The sequence below is a fragment of the Methanosarcina flavescens genome, assembly GCF_001304615.2.
GTDB lineage: Archaea > Halobacteriota > Methanosarcinia > Methanosarcinales > Methanosarcinaceae > Methanosarcina > Methanosarcina flavescens.
Genome location: NZ_CP032683.1, coordinates 1,408,719 through 1,425,989 on the forward strand (window position 1 = coordinate 1,408,719; position 17,271 = coordinate 1,425,989).

At 41.5% G+C, this 17,271-nt stretch carries 14 protein-coding genes; 8 read left to right on the forward strand and 6 right to left on the reverse strand.

The features are described from left to right. The first annotated feature begins 208 nt into the window (after positions 1-208). A complete protein-coding gene (locus AOB57_RS06345; protein ID WP_054299572.1) occupies positions 209-1,543 on the forward strand; it encodes an NAD(P)/FAD-dependent oxidoreductase in 1,335 nt (444 codons plus the stop codon). 422 nt (positions 1,544-1,965) lie between these two features. Beyond that, a complete protein-coding gene (locus AOB57_RS06350; protein WP_054299571.1) occupies positions 1,966-2,241 on the forward strand; it encodes a DUF3303 domain-containing protein in 276 nt (91 codons plus the stop codon). 191 nt (positions 2,242-2,432) lie between these two features. Here the strand turns inward: AOB57_RS06350 and AOB57_RS06355 are convergent, their stop codons facing one another. Together AOB57_RS06355 and AOB57_RS06360 are read right to left on the reverse strand one after the other, a co-directional pair. Then, on the reverse strand, positions 2,433-3,863 hold the full coding sequence (locus AOB57_RS06355) for an aldehyde dehydrogenase family protein (RefSeq protein WP_193726283.1): 1,431 nt from the start codon (positions 3,861-3,863) through the stop codon (positions 2,433-2,435). A gap of 255 nt (positions 3,864-4,118) precedes the next feature. Then, positions 4,119-5,321 (reverse strand): MFS transporter, encoded by a 1,203-nt coding sequence (locus AOB57_RS06360; protein ID WP_054299569.1) that lies wholly within the window; start codon positions 5,319-5,321, stop codon positions 4,119-4,121. A 773-nt stretch (positions 5,322-6,094) separates the two neighbouring features. Between AOB57_RS06360 and AOB57_RS06365 the strand changes: the two genes are divergently transcribed. The 3 genes from AOB57_RS06365 to AOB57_RS06375 all read left to right on the forward strand — a co-directional run bounded on the left by AOB57_RS06365 (position 6,095) and on the right by AOB57_RS06375 (position 10,611). Next, positions 6,095-8,266 (forward strand): DUF2298 domain-containing protein, encoded by a 2,172-nt coding sequence (locus AOB57_RS06365; RefSeq protein WP_054299568.1) that lies wholly within the window; start codon positions 6,095-6,097, stop codon positions 8,264-8,266. 110 nt (positions 8,267-8,376) lie between these two features. Further along, entirely contained in the window at positions 8,377-10,116 is a 1,740-nt protein-coding gene (locus AOB57_RS06370) for a flippase-like domain-containing protein (RefSeq protein WP_082384299.1), read from the forward strand. Between the two features lie 129 nt (positions 10,117-10,245). Next, positions 10,246-10,611 (forward strand): ArsR/SmtB family transcription factor, encoded by a 366-nt coding sequence (locus AOB57_RS06375; RefSeq protein WP_054299567.1) that lies wholly within the window; start codon positions 10,246-10,248, stop codon positions 10,609-10,611. Positions 10,612-10,751: 140 nt separating this feature from the next. Here the strand turns inward: AOB57_RS06375 and nikR are convergent, their stop codons facing one another. Beyond that, positions 10,752-11,174, reverse strand: a complete 423-nt coding sequence (gene nikR, locus AOB57_RS06380) for a nickel-responsive transcriptional regulator NikR (protein ID WP_054299566.1) — start codon at positions 11,172-11,174, stop codon at positions 10,752-10,754. 398 nt (positions 11,175-11,572) lie between these two features. Then, a complete protein-coding gene (ftsA, locus tag AOB57_RS06385) occupies positions 11,573-12,931 on the reverse strand; it encodes a coenzyme F390 synthetase (RefSeq protein ID WP_054299565.1) in 1,359 nt (452 codons plus the stop codon). Positions 12,932-13,370: 439 nt separating this feature from the next. On the opposite strand from ftsA, the gene AOB57_RS06390 reads away from it, so the two are divergent. Together AOB57_RS06390 and AOB57_RS06395 are read left to right on the forward strand one after the other, a co-directional pair. Further along, on the forward strand, positions 13,371-13,745 hold the full coding sequence (locus AOB57_RS06390; protein ID WP_054299564.1) for a NifB/NifX family molybdenum-iron cluster-binding protein: 375 nt from the start codon (positions 13,371-13,373) through the stop codon (positions 13,743-13,745). Positions 13,746-13,778: 33 nt separating this feature from the next. Further along, positions 13,779-14,468 (forward strand): DUF169 domain-containing protein, encoded by a 690-nt coding sequence (locus AOB57_RS06395; protein ID WP_167829567.1) that lies wholly within the window; start codon positions 13,779-13,781, stop codon positions 14,466-14,468. 705 nt (positions 14,469-15,173) lie between these two features. Here AOB57_RS06395 and AOB57_RS06400 read toward each other — a convergent pair. Further along, positions 15,174-15,503, reverse strand: a complete 330-nt coding sequence (locus tag AOB57_RS06400; protein ID WP_054299871.1) for a pyrimidine dimer DNA glycosylase/endonuclease V — start codon at positions 15,501-15,503, stop codon at positions 15,174-15,176. Positions 15,504-15,642: 139 nt separating this feature from the next. On the opposite strand from AOB57_RS06400, the gene AOB57_RS06405 reads away from it, so the two are divergent. Then, the gene (locus AOB57_RS06405) at positions 15,643-16,740 is read left to right on the forward strand and encodes a hypothetical protein (protein WP_054299870.1); all 1,098 of its coding nucleotides are present in this window, start codon (positions 15,643-15,645) and stop codon (positions 16,738-16,740) included. Positions 16,741-16,990: 250 nt separating this feature from the next. Here AOB57_RS06405 and AOB57_RS06410 read toward each other — a convergent pair whose 3' ends face one another. Then, complete coding sequence (locus AOB57_RS06410; protein ID WP_054299869.1) at positions 16,991-17,224, reverse strand: DUF378 domain-containing protein; 234 nt, start codon at positions 17,222-17,224, stop codon at positions 16,991-16,993. Positions 17,225-17,271: the final 47 nt, after the last annotated feature.

The following is a 17,271-nucleotide window of genomic DNA, read 5'->3' on the forward strand; positions in this document are numbered from 1 at the left end:
TTCCTTCAATATAAGTTAGTTCAAAGCATATATAATGATTAAGCGTGTCGATATATTACAAGATTTGTAAAGGAATACAGATATGTAGTGAACCTTTGTGGAAAAGAAATATAAGACATTAGCTTTTTTGATATCAAGATCGGGTTTGAAATCTTAAGGGGTATTTAGATTTCGATTAAAAGCTAAAACAGGTAAAGGAAAATTGGGTATGAAAATTATAATAATCGGAAGTGGGGTTGCAGGACTTACAGCCGGATACAGGCTCTGCAAATCAAATGAGATCATTATTTTTGAAAAAGATGCGGAAATAGGGGGGATGGCTGCAAGTTACTGCCAGGACTGTGCAGGAAAAAGTTATTTTATAGAGAAGTATTACCACCACATATTCAGGAGTGATTCGGAACTTCTTGATCTGATAAGGGAACTGGGTCTTGAAGATCAAATGCTGTGGCTTAAGGGGAAAAATGCCTATTTTGTAGAAGGTAAAAGCTATCCTATGAATACTCCTGTTGAGATTCTAAGATTTGACCCGCTTTCATTTACAGATCTGGTAAAACTTGGCCTGTTGGTGCTCAGGATTAAGTTAATAAGAGATACTACCCCCTATGACAGTATAAAGGCGAAAGACTGGATTCTTGAGACCACGGGAAATTCCGTATATGAAAACTTTTTTGCTCCTCTCTTGAAAAGCAAGTTCGGGGATAACGCCGAGAATGTTTCTGCAGCCTGGCTTATAGGGCGCGTTAAAATAAGGTCGGATAGAGGAAAAGATGGGGAGAAACTGGGGTACCTGAGAGGAGGATTCAACTCCCTGATAGAAGCTCTTGCAAGAGAAATCACTGCACAGGGAGGCAAGATTCTGCAAAATAAAGCTGTAGAGGAAATTGTTATCAAAGATAATGCTGTGCAGGGTGTGGTCGCTGACGGAGAATTCATACCCTGTGATGCCGTGATTTCAACTGTTGAACCCAGAGTACTTGATATTCTCACAAAAGGCAAGCTTGGAGCTCTTCACGAAACCCTGCGAAGTATTCGTTACCAGGGCACAGCATGCGCCCTGATAGGGCTTAAGAAAAGGCTTATGGAAGATGGGAATTACTGGCTGAATATAAAGGCTGACGTGCCTTTTGGAGCCGTGATAGAGCACACCAATTTTATGCCTTTTGAGGATTATGGAGAGCACCTTCTCTATGTAACTTCTTATTTCCAGAATGAGAACGATGCTCTCTGGGTTAAAAAGGAAGAAGAAGTCCTGGATGCTTATCTAAAAGGTCTGGAGAGGATGTTTCCAGATTTTAAAAGGACTGATATTAAATGGGCAAAAATCTTCCGCAGAATGGATACTGCACCTGTGTATGAACAGGGATATCTTCAAAAAGTTTTACCATTTGCTCCAGGTCCATCGGGACTTTACCTGGCAGGAATGTTCTCATCAACCAATTACCCTGAAAGAAGCATGAACGGCTCTGTAAAAGCCGGGTTGGAGGCTGCAAATTTCTTCACGAAAAAAGATAAAAAATGTGAGGTTTGCTGGCTTGACTGAGAACTGAGAAAGTGGCATCCTGTATTTTAATTAAGAGTTTTGCATACCTGAAGAAGCCACCTGACTTAATATAATCTTTCAGGACGAACTATTATATAGCCTAAGGGATGATAATATACTGTCTGTAGCTACATGCAGAAAGAAGTTCTGCATGATTACCTGTCCTTCCAGATTTATCATTCATGGGGACTTTAGCGATGATGAAGAAGGAAAAGACAGTTAAATCTAAAAATTTGGATTTCTGCCGTAATCGGCATTCTGGGGGCATGCTGGTCAAACCCGCATTAGCGGAGATGGCACAGGAGAATAAACTTGTTTTTCCCTGAGGCTTGGCTCTCAAAGAGCCCGGATGCTGTAAAGATGCTGCCCTGGCTTCCGGGAAGGGGTTTTGGCAGCGTAGAAATAAAGAGGAGTGGTAAAAGATGTTATTCATGGACGTTAGTACCTGGGACCCTTCGAACCGCGATAAGATCCTAGAACATTTTAAGAAACTGGAGATTCCAGAAGGAATTGATGTCATTAACCAGTGGATTGACCTTTCTGGAAATAGATATTATATTCTTTACGAAGCTGAAAGTGCAGAGGCTTATGGAGCGTTCAATCTGCCCTGGTCGGATATCTGCGTAATTGACAGCGTGCCGGTTATGGAAGCTTCCGAATTCATGCAGCTTCTGCCGAAATATCAAAAGAAAGCCTGAACTGTCAGCAAGGCTCTATAAAAACTGCCGATGAGCTGCAAACTAACAGCCTCATCGAAAAATCTTTATTTTATTATTCTCGATTACAGGGCTTTTTATAGCTTTTTAAATTACTCCAGGCTCATATCCGATTTTAATCATTACATCAGGTTTTCAGCATTGCTGTTTTAAGTTCAAGATTAATCATTACATCAGGTTTTCAGCATTACCGTTTTCAGGTCAAGATATTCGGAAAGAGCATCAGGCCCGTTTTCTTTTCCTATCCCACTCTCTCTGGTGCCTCCGAAAGGAACCTCAGGAGCGACCTTAAGGTGCTGATTTAGCCAGATAATTCCTGCATTCAGCCTTTCGCATCCTATACGTGCTCTATCAATATTCTTTGTCCAGATGGATGCTCCAAGGCCGTAGCATGTATTGTTTGCTTTCTCAATTGCTTCATCAAGGTCTTTTACCCGGACTACAGGTAACACCGGGCCAAACACTTCCTCATTTAAAAGTCTGGATTCCTCTGACACATCTGCAACAAGTGTGGGCTCAAAGAAATATCCCTTACTATAATCGCTGCCCTCTGGAACCCTGCCCCCTGTAAGTATCCTTCCTTCCTCCTTTTCTTTTAATTCTGCGACAAGTTCTTTTATATACTCCCATTGCCTGCGGTTGTTAAGGGGTCCCATATCAACATCTTCGTGCAGTCCATTCCCAACTCTTAAATTCCGGATACCAGCCTCAAGCTTTTTTATGAATTCTTCAGCCACGGATTCAAAAACAAACAGCCTTTTTACGGCAGTACAGATCTGTCCGCAATTGTAAAACCTTCCTCGAAGGGCTCCTGCAACTGCAGCCTCAAGGTTTGCATCATCACAGACAAGCATAGGGTCGCTTCCTCCAAGCTCAAGTGTTACTCTTTTCATTCCACTGGCTGCAAGTTCAGCTACACGCTTCCCGGTTCCGGTTTCTCCGGTAAAAGAAATTCTTTTCACTTTACGGTTCTTAACCAGGGATTCTCCTACAACCTCACCAGGACCTGTAACGATATTGAGCACACCCGCAGGCAAACCTGCTTCACTAAGGATAGAAGACAGGGTGAGGTTAGTAAGGGGAGTGCTGCTTGCAGGTTTCAGAACAAGCGTATTCCCGGAGATCAGGGCAGGACTTATCTTCCACGCCATAATAAGGGCAGGCATATTCCAGGGAATTATAGCGGAACAGACTCCAAGAGGTTTCTTCACGGTAAAAGCATATCCGCTTTGGTGGATCGGGATAAAATCTCCGTGGAAACTGCTCGCAAGCCCGCAATAATATTCAAGGACATTTGCAAAACCTTCTATCTCGTTTTTAGCTTCGGTAAGAGGTTTTCCCTGCTCCCTGGTGAGCAGGACGGCAAGTTCATCCTTTCTTTCTCTTACAATTCCCGCAGCCCTGTAAAGTATTCCAGCTCTTTGCTGCGGGGATGTGGAAGCCCAATCACTAAAGGCTGACCATGCAGCTTCAACAGCCATTGCCGCATCTTCTTCAGTGCCTCTTGGAACCCGATCAATAAACTCACCTGTTGCCGGGTTTATAATATCAGAAAACTCACAACCGCATGCTTCCACAGCTTTTCCGCCAATCTGCATTTTCATATTTATCACTATCTGCAAAGCTCTATTTTAAGATAACAAGAGGGATCGGGAACGCTAAACCGGAGAAAATCACAAGTTGTAAAGCGTCTCAGGTACAATCTCACGATCATATATTCCACTTTGGATTTTTTCACCTGAGGTAAGCGGGGCTAGAGCCTGTATGACTTGTCTCCAATGGGAGGAAGGATGACTCAGGAATCCACTAAATTTTTAGTTTAGCGCTAGTTCACGTTTATATCTTCTTTCGGGCACTATTTAGAAATGTCCAACACCTTTGCTGCACATAGCTTTTTTCCCATGTAACAAATAATACAATAGTAAGCACACTACCGCAAAAACTGCCATGAGCATGTATATCCCTCTATAACCAGTAAAAGGAATGATAAATCCAACCGCCAAAGGTCCAATTCCCATTCCTATATCTGAAAACACAAAATATGTTGAGTTTGCCAATCCCATACGGTGTTGTGGGGTTATTTTAACAGAAATGGCTTGAGTACTGGACTGTATAGCTCCAAATCCAAGCCCTATCAAAGCTGCGGCTAACAAAAGTGTATAGCCGTGATGAGTTTGGCTAAATAATACCATTCCAGCCGTAAATATCAGAATTGCCGGGTACATGATTGCATTTTCACCTTTGGAGTCAAACAGTCGACCAATAATAGGCCTCGAAACTAAAATTACTGTGGCATATACTATGAAAAAGAAGCTGGCTGCATCCACGAGATGAATTTCCTTGGAGTACACTTCAAGGAAGGACACAACACTCGAATAACAGCTGAAAATAAACATACCAACAACTGAAATTGGAATTACCCTGGGTTCAAAGAAGTTGTTAAATTTGAATTCCTTCATTTTCTCCAGCTGTTCTTTTGTTAATTTTATTTCATGTAAGGATGATAAAAATGGCAGAATCACAAGACTGATTGCTGAGGCAACTGCACAGGTAGCAAAAATTATGACGAAACTGCCATGTTGGCTAATTAACATACCCAAAAAGGGGCCGATAGCGGTTGCGAGTATCTGACTTAATCCGAAATAGGCAATCCCTTCACCCTTCCTCTCCATAGGAATAATATTTGCAACGATTGTAGCCGCTGCTGTAGTAGTAATGCCAAATCCCATGCCATGGAGAAAGCGGACAGCAAACAGAAGACGAATATTATTAACCCTAAAATATAATAGCGTCATAATTAAGTTTAAAATAACTCCAACATAAAGGGTCTTCTTATGACCGATTTGTCCAATCCATTTTCCGACAAACAGACGTGCGATAAGTCCACCAATTATGAATATGCTGGCAGAAAAGCCCGCTTCACCTGGGGATGAATTAAATTTACTCATCGCATATCCAGACATAACTATCATTAATAAGTAAAAATTTAAGGCAGCTATAAAATTTTCAACGAAAACGACTACAAAATCGTTAGTCCATAATCTTGTTTTTTTTGGATTCATGTATTATGTCTCATTATGTCTCCTTTTTCTTATGAGGAACTCTTAAGATTAGTGAAACGTGCCACTTTTATGTATTTAAAAAGCCATAATTGAATTCGGAGAGCTAGCATGCAGGTTTACCGTATATGTTTGGAGGCAAAATAGACCAGAAGCTGTTTCGATCTAGCCTTTTTTCATATGTTGAACTATTCTTGGATAGCTGTTCTCGGATAACTGTTCTAAAAGTACTATGTTTGAATTAGTTACATTATGAAACTAATTTGATCTTTATACATTTTTAGCGTATATAGTAGTTACTAATGTTAAGTAGTTACTAATGAAATCAAATCAGGATACGAATTAGCGAGATAAGAATTAGCAAAGCCGAACACAAAGTAACAAAAACCTGAATACAGAGGAATAGTGAATAATGAAGGCTTGCTACAAGCCTCAAGAGAGAATTCAATCATGTAAAATTTAAAAAAGATAAAATCGGAAGAAAAAGGAAATTTATTCCATACGATAAAAATATAAACCTATTTACAAAATACATAAAATAAATATTATCGGCACTTATGTCAGGTAAATAAAAGTTGGGGAAATAGGAATACCGACTGCAAAAGTAGTTGGAAGATCTCAATAATCTCTCGGAAACGGCATAACCTTTAGTGGTCTTTCCGAGCTAATAAAAGGCTTAGATTTTGGATACAGGTTTTATTTATAGAAAGTGCACCTCAAGAAAGTGGGGCTTTAGAAGTGCACGTTAAACGACCGATTTTAAAGGGAAGAGAGCAGTGCTAGAGTATTTTAACGTGATTTTGTGGTTTGTATTTATAGAAATACTGGGCTTGATTTCCATTCCTCTTGCCGGAATAGTTGGGAACAGGCTTGCTGACAGAGGATATTCTGCAGCCAGAACTCTGGGAATAATGCTTGTTACTTACATGACCTGGTTTTTTTCGTATAGATGGGGCTTTAACCGGAGTACGATCCTGATTTCAGTTCTTTTGCTTTGCCTTATTTCGGGAATAGTTTATAGAAAACGAAGTATTTTACCGGAAAAGAAGGTAATGCTGTCAAACGAGCTTGTATTCACAGCAGGATTTTTTTTCTTCCTGTTTGTACGCATGCATCTCCCTGAGATTTACAGGCACGAAAAATTTATGGACTTTGCCTTTCTGAACGCAGTGATGAGAACTGCTTCTTTTCCCCCGGCAGATCCTTGGTTTGCAGGTGGCTTCCTCGACTTTTATTACTACTTGGGATACCTTTCAGTAGGAGTTCCGGGAAAATTACTTTCTGTCGAGCCTTCAATGCTTTTCAATCTGGCTATTGCACTCACTTTCGCTCTATCTTTCAACCTCCTTTTCGGTTTCGGATATAATATTTCTCATGGAAAAGCCAGGTACGGAGTCCTGACCGCCTTATCTGTGATTCTGCTCGGAAACCTGCAGGGACTTAAAGAGTTCCTTACCCTGTATATTGTCAAACAGCCAATCTCAATGGGATACTACTGGAGCAGTTCGAGAGTTATTCCCTATACGATAAATGAATTTCCTTACTTCAGTTTCATACACGGGGACCTGCATTCCCATGTACTTGCAATTCCCTTCCAGCTGGTGGTACTTACTTTCCTTTTGAATATATATTTAAGAGAAGACAGTAAATGGGTCTTTGAAAACGTGCTAGCACTCCTGATTTTTTCAGTATCTCTTGGCTTCTTATTCCCTTCCAATTCCTGGGATTTCCCAGTATATTTCAGCCTGACGCTTGCAGTTATTTTTGCTTTTTACTGCGGGTGTTATATTCGCAATAAAAACTTACCCGGCTCCTTTACAGGCTTTTTGGGAACAATTTTTCTGGTTTCCGTTCTCAGCCTTCTTCCTTATTTGCCCTTTTACCTGACATTTAAACCCCAAGCTGCAGGTGGATTTGACTTTGTTCCGCCGGAACTTCGAACAACAATTAAAGAGTTTCTGATCCTGTTCAGCCTTTTCCTCTTTCTGACTTTCTCGTTCCTTATGACCAAGCTGGAATCCAGACAAAAAGTACAATATTTCATTCTGTGGATAGGAATTACTGCAATTCTCGCCAGAGAATTATCTATTCCTCTGCTTGTAATTCTTCTCCCCTTGTTTGCCCTCTCGCTGTATTCATTCCTTAAAGATCTTCCGGAAAGGAGCAGTGCAGGATTTGTATTCCTTCTTATAGCAGCAGCTGCATTTGTAGCACTTCTCTGTGAAGTTATTTTCCTTGATGACCCTATTCCAGGGAAATTTGCTCGTATGAATACAGTTTTCAAATTTTATATGCATTTATGGATTTTTCTGGCTATTGCAGCTTCCTATTCGTACTCTCAACTCTATCTTCGTTACAGGGCATTATCACCCGGAAATATCTTTTTTTCGACTAAGCGAGGTTATGGAAAAAAAGTCTGGATGATCTCGCTTGTGCTCCTTGTTCTCTCATGTAGCGTTTTTCCTGTGGTAGCAACCGTCACAAGAATTGAAGATATGAATGCAAAACCTACTCTTGATGGCATGGAATATATGAAAAAACTGGACAGGGGAGATTACGACGCCATAAGATGGATGCAGGAAAATATCAAAGGAACTCCTGTAATTCTTGAGGCTTCCGATGTTAACAGCAGTTATCAGTATACATCACGTGTCTCGGCAAATACCGGGCTTCCAACAGTTATCGGTTGGACAAGGCATGAGCGGTTCTGGGGAAGAGACCATGAAGAAATCAGGACAAGACTTGAAGATGTAAATACCACTTACAGTACAGTCAGTGAAAAAAAAACTCTTGAGCTTATGAATAAATATAACGTAAGCTATGTGTATATCGGTAAACTTGAAAGGCAAATGTATGACATAAAGACGGATAAGTTCGAGGATGAAACTTATTTTGAACCGGTTTACCAGGGCTCAGTCCGGATTTATAAAGTAAAAAACAAGTTCTGAGAGTTTTCGGTTTTTAGGGGGGACCTTAAACTCGGACTCATATAAAAATCAGGATATACAAACCGTAAATTCGCTCCTAATACTGGAATGAAAATAGAGAGGTTTTATCCATTACCAGCGTTTCGGTAGTTTTACCAGCTTATAACGAGGCAGCGAATATCGAAAAGGCTGTCTTTGCTACAGCGGAAACACTTTTTAAAATAACTGATCATTTTGAGATCATTATAGCAGAGGACGGCAGCACAGATGGTACGGACAGAATAGCTTCCGAGCTCTCGGAAGAGTACGCTTATGTTGTCCACCTGCATTCGGATAAGCGGCAGGGCAGAGGAAAAGCCCTGAGCAGGGCATTTAAAATCGCTTCAGGAGAAGTCCTCTGCTATATTGATGTGGATCTTGCAACGGATATGAAATATCTGGAAAAATTGGTCAGGGCTGTGAGTAAGGATGGCTATGATTTTGCCACAGGCTCGAGAATGATGCGTGAAAGCGATGCAAAAAGGCCTTTTAAACGGGAGTTCGCAAGCAGGGGATATAATTTTCTGGTGAGGATCTTTTTGCATTCAAAGCTTTGTGATCATCAGTGCGGATTTAAGGCTTTCAGAAGAGAAGCTCTTTTTGAACTTCTCGATGATATCGAGAATGAACACTGGTTTTGGGATACAGAAGTACTCGTAAGAGCCCAGCACAGAGGATACAGGGTAATAGAGTTTCCTGTTTACTGGAGGCATGGAGGATCAAGTAAGGTTAATCTGGCAAAAGATGTCAAAGGAATGGGATCAGAGATATTCCGGCTCTGGCGGGAACTCTCATTCCCACTTATCGTTTCAGGAAAAAGGAAGGTCTTTCTTGCAACTTGCCTTGCGATTCTGATCCTTGCATTTGTTGCGACTTTCTTGGGCGCGTCCGATATTCTGGAAAATGTGAGAGCTGCCTCTTTCAGGACTCTGGCGTTCGCTTCTCTGGTGTACTGCATCTCCTGGCCTTTAAGGGGAGTGCGTTTTCAGCAGATCCTTAAAAGACTCGGAAGCGAGTACGGACTTGGTTTCCTTATAGGCAGCATTTTTATCAGCCAATCAGCAAACGTAGTTCTCCCCGCACGCATAGGAGATCTAAGCAGAATGTATATCCTGAAAAAAAGCAAGAATCTTGCCTTTACAACAAGTTTCTCCTCACTGACCGTAGAAAGGGTCTTTGATATAGTTGCAATTACTTCCATAGCAATACTTGCATCTTCAGGTGCAGCGTCCCGTTTTGAGCTTGCTTCATGGATGAGCTCCCTGATAAAGCTATCCGGGCTTGCAGTAGTGCTTTTCTTCTCAATTCTTTTTATTGCATCTTTTAGGGAAAGCCACGCTAAAACAACACTGGAAAGAGAAAACTTCCAGAACGGGCTCTCTGGCAAGATAAAGGGTTTTGCATCAACTTTTCTCCACCAGATGAGCGTTGTTGCAGTACGACCTGGCTCATTTCTGGCCGTAACCGCATCCTCTCTTCTTATATGGGGAATAGATATATTCACCTGCCTTCTGGTGCTTAAAGCTTTTCCGATAGCAGGAGTAGATGTTTCCTCAACGTACATGATATCTCTTATTTTCCTGGCTGTAGCTCTCGGAAATATAGCAAAAACCTTCCCAATAACACCTGGTGCTATAGGAACATACGAAGTTGCTCTTACTGCAGTTTTTGCTCTTGGGGGAATCGAGCCGAAAATAGGGTTTACGGTTGCCGTGCTTGATCATATTATAAAAAATTCAATTACTCTTATTGGAGGCGGCTTTGCCCTCTCGGGGCTCGGATTGAGGTGGAAAGAAGTACTTTGCACGGATAAGGATATTTTGAAAGGATAAAGCAGGATAAATTCAGGATAGCGTGAACTGAGTCTGACAGTCTTAAAGATGAAGTTCGGAGAGGCAATTGTAAACTTAACACAAAGAATTAAAGCAATAACCACATGTTTTATTCGAACTGGTGGTCAAGTGGAAGAAGTATCTGAGGAAAAAATAATAAAAGTAAAGGATGCATATTGTCTTCCGGAAGACGTTTTTAGTGCCGTGCATACAGCAATCAATGAAGAAATGGAAGAAATTGTCAGCCTGTTTAAGGTGCTTGCAGACCCGACGCGCCTCAGGATTCTCAGGGCTCTTGAAGTCCAGAGCCTCTGTGTCTGTGTCCTTGTAGAGTGCACGGATCAAAAGCATTCAGCACTTTCCTATCATCTTAAGCTGTTAAAAGAAGCAGGCCTGGTAGACTCTCGAAGAGAACGCAGTTTCCAGATCTACTACCTCACGGAGTTCGGGTGCTTACTCCTGAAACACATTGAAAAATATTTTGAAAAAACTTGAATTGGAAAAATGGGGAGGAATTATCTCTCTTTGGAATTTTCCTCCATTTAGGGGGCACAATTCTCTCTGGAACGCTTTCCTCTTCTCTTGTCTGATTCTCTTTACTGCTTAGAGTGTTAGTCCTGCCCTGCCAAGTAAGGTCAGATTTTTTCGTTTGACGCTACCGTTGTAAGCTTTGAGAACTTTACCCCTTTGAGGGCCATTATAGCTTCAGCAAGCTCCTTAATCTCTTCACCGTCTCCATCCAGGACGATTACTTCAAAGCAATTATCGTGATCAAGGTGGATATGCACTGAGGATTTTATCAGGTGAGAGTAGTTGTGCTGGATGTCTGCAAGGGCATTTGAAAGCCCTCTTTTGGTGTGATCGTAAATAACCGCAACCGTTCCGACACGGTGGCCTTTAATATCACCCATCCATTCGTAATAGGAAATATAACTCCTGATAGCGTCCCTTATGCCTTCCGAACGGGAAGAATAACCTCTTTTTTCGATAATCTCATCAAATTTATTCAGAAGGGTACCGGGAAGGGAAACCCCTATCCTCATCAATTCTGTTTCCATCGTATCACCGGGTAATCTTGGATTCGTCTACAAGATAATACTTTAGAATATTGTAAGTATTACTATATATGTTTTTTTCACTTGGATACTAATATAAAAGAGTTGATTAAAAGATAATTATTCTTCAGTAATATTAATCTTTGGGAACGATTTACATTTGCCATCAGGAAAACGGAGGGCTCTTTCATTAAGAAGAAATAATATAAAAATGCAAAAAAAAGTGAAAGAAAGTCTTAATCAGCTTTTTGTTAAACAAGACTTTCAGAAAATTATATTGAACATACATTCCCGCATGAGTATATCTGGCAGTGCAGATGTGATTTTCCGGCTTAAACACAATTTCCTTCTGAACGTAATTGTCTGTATGAAAAGAACCTGCCACTCATGCAGTTGCGCTGTTATCGTCTATCAACAAGCCTTTTAGGTCTGCCCTTTATCCTGTGTAACTCAAGCCCCATAGGGTCTGTGAAGTTGAACACTATTTTGAAAGTGCCTTCAGTATAAGCCCTGGAAAGCGAAGGCTTATACCTTAGAAAAGCCCTGATAAAATTTTCTTCTATAAGGTCCCGATCGCATATATCAGGATTTTCACACTCTATACTGACCCTGAGTATGGTCTCTCCCTCGTCCTCATCACCATAAAGGAAAGCCTCATATTCTCCTGTCAGATAGTCCATGTTCTCACGCTGGAAAACACCCTTTTCCACATCTACGCGGTTAAAGGGAGCTCCTCCTACCCACACAGTTTCAGCCTCCCTCTGGGGAGTCATAATTTTCATATGAGTTCTTCCGCAGGGACATTGTTTACGAGTGAGCACCACAGTTGTGTCTTCAGTATCATAGTTTAAAAGAAGGTTTCCTGCTTTTGCCCCAACAGGCAGCAATGTGCTCAGAATTACCCTTCCACATTCTCCTTCAGGTACGTAATTCCCTATATGGGGATCGTAAATGTCAAGGTGAACAAAATCCTCAGGCACATGCAGCCCGAAGACCTCACTGCACTCTCCGCACATTGTGCCTTCTGTGCTCCCATACGTGTTGTACACAGGACAACCCCAAATCTCGGAAAGGTAGTTCCTGGATTCTTCAGCAAAGGCTTCTCCTCCCACGACCAGTTTATCTACACCTGATTCCTGAGGATCAATGCCTTCTATCCGCATTCTTCTGGCAAGATTCAGGAGTTTGAAGACACTGCCTACTATGCCTGTAGGCCTGTAGGACTCGATAACGCGAAGGGGAAATGTGCATTTCCCCTCAGGAATAATGCTCATGCCAAGCTGCCTGGCTGCAAGGGTCATGGTGTTTGCGCCTACGTTCATTCCGTAAGAAGCACAGACAACAACCCTGTCTCCAGGGCCGAAACCCTGTGACCTGAAAATCCGGGCATATTTTTCCGAGTATCGTTCCCAGTCCTCCCATGTAAGAAAAAAGCTTTTAGGAGTTCCGCTAGTTCCGCTGGTTTCGTGAACTGTAAAAACATCTTCCCAGGGCACGCTCTTGAACATAAATTCCTTCATCTCGGGAGGCTGGTTCTCACGGATAGTTTTGCCAGAGATTATAGGTAGATCCAGAAGATCTTCATGGGTTTTAATTTCAGCTGGGTCTATACTCTGTTTCTCAAACCATTTTTTGTAAAAAGGGGAATTTTCTGCCGCATATTTTGCCGTGTACCGCACCCGCTCCTCGATAAGAGCATCAAGTTCTCCTCTGTCCAGAGTTTCGATTTCTGGGTTAAAATAAGGTTCTGAGCTGTCCATACCAAACACCAATACCAGGTAAATTAACTATTTAGCGCATATAAAAACCTGTTATTTATTGGTTCTAAACATGAAACATTTGTGAGTAAATTAAGAGTTTTAACCTTTTTTCGGGTTTGACAAAAGCAGTTTAGTATTCCATATCTTAAATCAAAGCAGCTGTCAGGGACTTAAACAGAGTGACGTAAAAAATTCCAAAAATGACCGATGAAATTGAGAAGTTATTTATAATATATCCCATATGTGGGAATTGGTGGTAAATAGAGTTAAGCGCAGGATATCGTGCCTTCAAAAGCCACATATATATCCGATGTACGATGCTGATACTATTTACCGAATTGGCAGCAAAAACAGAGGGAAGAGGTTAATTTAGAACAATTACTGCTGCCCAAAAAGCAAAGGAAAAAGGGCAGTAAACGCTAAACCAGAGTGTGATGGAATGACAAAAATTGCTGTACCATCGATAAGTGACAAGGGATTGGAATCGGATGTGTGTGCCCATTATGGCTCATGTGAATATTTTACTATTGTAAATGTCGAGAACGGCACAATTACAGGCATTGACACTATAATTAATAGCTCTCCTGATGGAGTGCATAACTGCGCCGCTCCCTCAGTAATCCTGAAATCACACAATGTCGATACCGTACTTGTCTCGGGTATTGGCGGAAGACCTCTAATGTCACTGAAGGAAAAGAAGATAAAAGTATTTGCAGGAGCTGCAGGCAAAGTATCTGATGCAGTTCAGGATTACAACAACGGATTGCTGCAAGAGTTATTTATGAATGGAACTTGCAGTTGTTCTCATCACTAAAATGAAAGGTTATTGAGAACTGGAGTTGAGAATATGGATGTAGGAGAGATAAACAGATATGGACAGGAAATGGTAGAGTGCCTGAAACTCACAACTTCCCCGGTTGCAGTAAAACTGATTCCTAAAGGAGGAGAAATCCCGAAAGGGATTACCAGAGTAGATGAAGCTATGAGACACTGCCAGCTGGTTGACAGGGTAAGAAGGACCGGCGAGAAATTCTATACCCTGGTCGAAGACCAGATGTGTAAAGGCGGAGCCGGTGCAATGGGTCTTGGGGAAATGCCCCCGAAAGTCGCAAGCGGAGAATTCTATTTTAAAGGGTTAAAACAATTCAGCACCCAGGGTGCAGCAAGGCGTACCCTTGAGATGGTTTCCAAACTTCCCGCAAACTCAACAGAAGCTATCCTGTATTCTCCCCTGGAAAACACTTCATTTACACCGGATGTTGTTGTGGTTATCTGCACTCCCAGACAGGTTATGCTGCTTACGCAGGCTATGATGTATAAAACAGGTGGCAGAATTAAATCAAGTTTCGCAGGGAAACAAAGCCTGTGTTCGGACGGGGTTGTAAAAGTCTACAAAGAAGGCAAAATAGGAGTTACAGTCGGCTGCAGTGGAAGCAGGAACTATACCAAAATCGCAGATGAAGAAATGATTATGGGAATCCCGATCGAACTCCTGGCTGATGTCGCCTCAGGGCTCAAAGCAATCTGCCCCAGGTAAAATGCAGTAAACATACTGCTCCTTCAAATAAAACTCCTTCATGTTCAGACCCTTTCATAAACCGTTTCTGGAAAAATAAAATGAAAGAGTCCATCAAAATATATCTCTTCAGACCTATTTAGCTTGCCGAAAATTAGTCTGTCGGAAAATTAAGTTATTTACATTAATTTTGAAACCTGAGAAATATAAGAATCTTCTTTCTGAAGATTAAGTGAACAGGTTCGGAACAAAAACAAAGTAGTCTCAGAGCTTATTTAAGCATCAAAGGGTACAAGGTATACACCATCTGCCCTCTTCTGACCTTTTACCAGCTCGCAATGTCTGAGGAGAGCAAACTGGTTCTCGGTTTCCAGCAGAGATATTCCGAATTTTTTTGCAATTTCTTCTTTTTTACCCCTCCACTAGAAACAATAAACTCATAAATGGCTTTTTGCAGTTCGGTCAGGCCATCTATACCCTCTAAGCCATGCATTTTTCTAAAAAGTTTTATAGAGCGCACAGCCACAGGATCTGCAAACTTGATTCTCTATTACTCTTCCAGATAACAGTCCTCGCATATCATCCTCCCGTTCACTTTAATGTATTCAACTCCAGGAATTTCTTTTCTACATGCCGGGCAGGTTACAAAATAAGAAATATTTTTATGAGTCGCGATTGCCGGATTTATTCGTTTTTACCAGGCCGTAAAATTCAAGATAACAGGATTCAAACCCTGCAATCACACCCTCTTTCCTTTAGGAGCCGGATCTGTTCTTCATAAGAATCCACAAGCTCGTCCTGAACTGCTTCTCCTATCGCAAAGGTAGGGTCGAGAGGAGTGTGGTGCTTATAACCGCGTTTTGTCATTTCCTCAACCAGGGCTTCATGCCTCAGGTACAGAGCTTTGAGTTTTCCCCTCCAGCGCATGGTCTCGGGATGATGTGCATAACCCTTCTTGTTATTGATAATTATTGACCATAAAGCATGGAGCTCACGGTGTTCCCCAAGCAGGTGATTTCTGCATAATCTCTCAGGAGGTACATCCCAGATCCTCATAAGATGAATTCAGAGCGCATTTAAGAAAGGGTTTTCGGAAGGAGGAGAGCTTTACTTAACACAAAAATTAAGTCTCATGTTCTGCGTCTGATTCTTTGTTCTTATACATATTTACATACTGCCTGAGAAAACATAGTCCATGAGACCACGGGTATTCCAGCATTCTGGCTTCTTTCTGCTTCTTCTGGCTGTCACATGCTTTATACTAACTCCTACACTTGCTCATGTGCCGGTTTTTGGAGGGGAGGGTAAAAGTCCTGAGACCGCAATCCAGATTGAAGATCCTGCGAAATCAAGAGTTTTTTACGGGCAGCTTGCATTCGGAGACATCAGGTATTACAGTTTTAATATGGAAAAGGGAGAGAGAATTATACTAGGTCTTATTGTTCCCGTTGAACAGGGAAACCAGGATTTTACCCCAGGTCTTATTCTTATCGGGCCTGGATTTGAGAATGGAGGGCAGTCCCCCGAGAGATTGGAAGTGCCCGAAGGATATGGGGCAAAAGTGCTTTCCTACAACCTTCCAGAGAGTCCTGTGTATGAAGGGTTTACCCCGAGTACTTTTTATTCGCTTTCCCGGCTCGATATGGAAGCTCCTGAAAGCGGGACATATTACGTTGCAGTAAGTGCGGTACAGGGAACAGGCGTAGCAAGGGAAGAAGACTCAGTACAGGAAGAAAATACACAGGGGAGGGAAACTCCAGAAAAAGGAAATTACGGAGTAGTTCTGGGATACAGAGAAACTTTCACTCTGAAGGAATGGATCACCACACCTCTTAGCCAGATAAAGGTTTATCGCTGGGAGGGTCAGAGTTTGCTTTTGATCTTTACTCCGCTTGCGCTTACTCTTGCAGCAGGGTTTGTGGCAATTTATTTAAAAAGGGAAACCGTAGCCGGGCTCAGTCTTGCAAGCATCTCAGGAACGCTTGCAGGTATCTTCTTTCTGGGCACAGGAGCGTCCTATATCTTCCAGATGCTCCTGTCACTGAGTAAAAGTTCGTATTCCCCAGAGATATTTATTACTTTTATCCTGATCCTTGCCAGCACAGGACTTGGAGTTGCTGCAATTGCCTTAAGCCTTAAAGATAAAAGGTACGGTACAGGATCGATAAGAAAACGGCTTTATTTCTTTGCTCTGGGAATAGCCGGACTTTTATTATGGGCAGGATTGCTCATAGGACCGTTCCTGGCGTTTGAAGCTGCACTCCTTCCCGGGAACGTAAAGAATAATGTATGAAATTTAAAAACAATAGTAACTAAATAATATAATTCAAGTTATATGAGTAGACTTATGGTATTCAAATATTAAGGAAAAAGAAATAAAATGAATGAATAAAAATAAAGAAACAAGATAAGAAATAAAAATATGTCCCTAAAAATGAGAAACGCTTTGTTTTAATTTTATACCCAGCCTTCTGAAAAATAACAGCTGGTTAAGACCCTTTCATAGTATTACACCTGAAAGGAGCTCTTCTAATCTTTTTTAATTAGTGACGAACAGCGGCCTCATGAGTTTGATACGTATCAGCTCTAACAGTGAAATAAATCATGTAAAGCGCTGCAAGTCCGACTAATATATATATAATCCTCGAGAGAGTACTTCCTGCCCCGAAGATAGCGTCTACAAGGTTAAAATCTAAGAGCCCTACAAGCCCCCAGTTTAATCCGCCTATTATAACAAGTATAAGTGCAATTAAGTCTACCGGATTTCTAACTGCCATAGATATCACTCCCTTTTTGTTTTATTCCCCTATATTTCATAATAGGG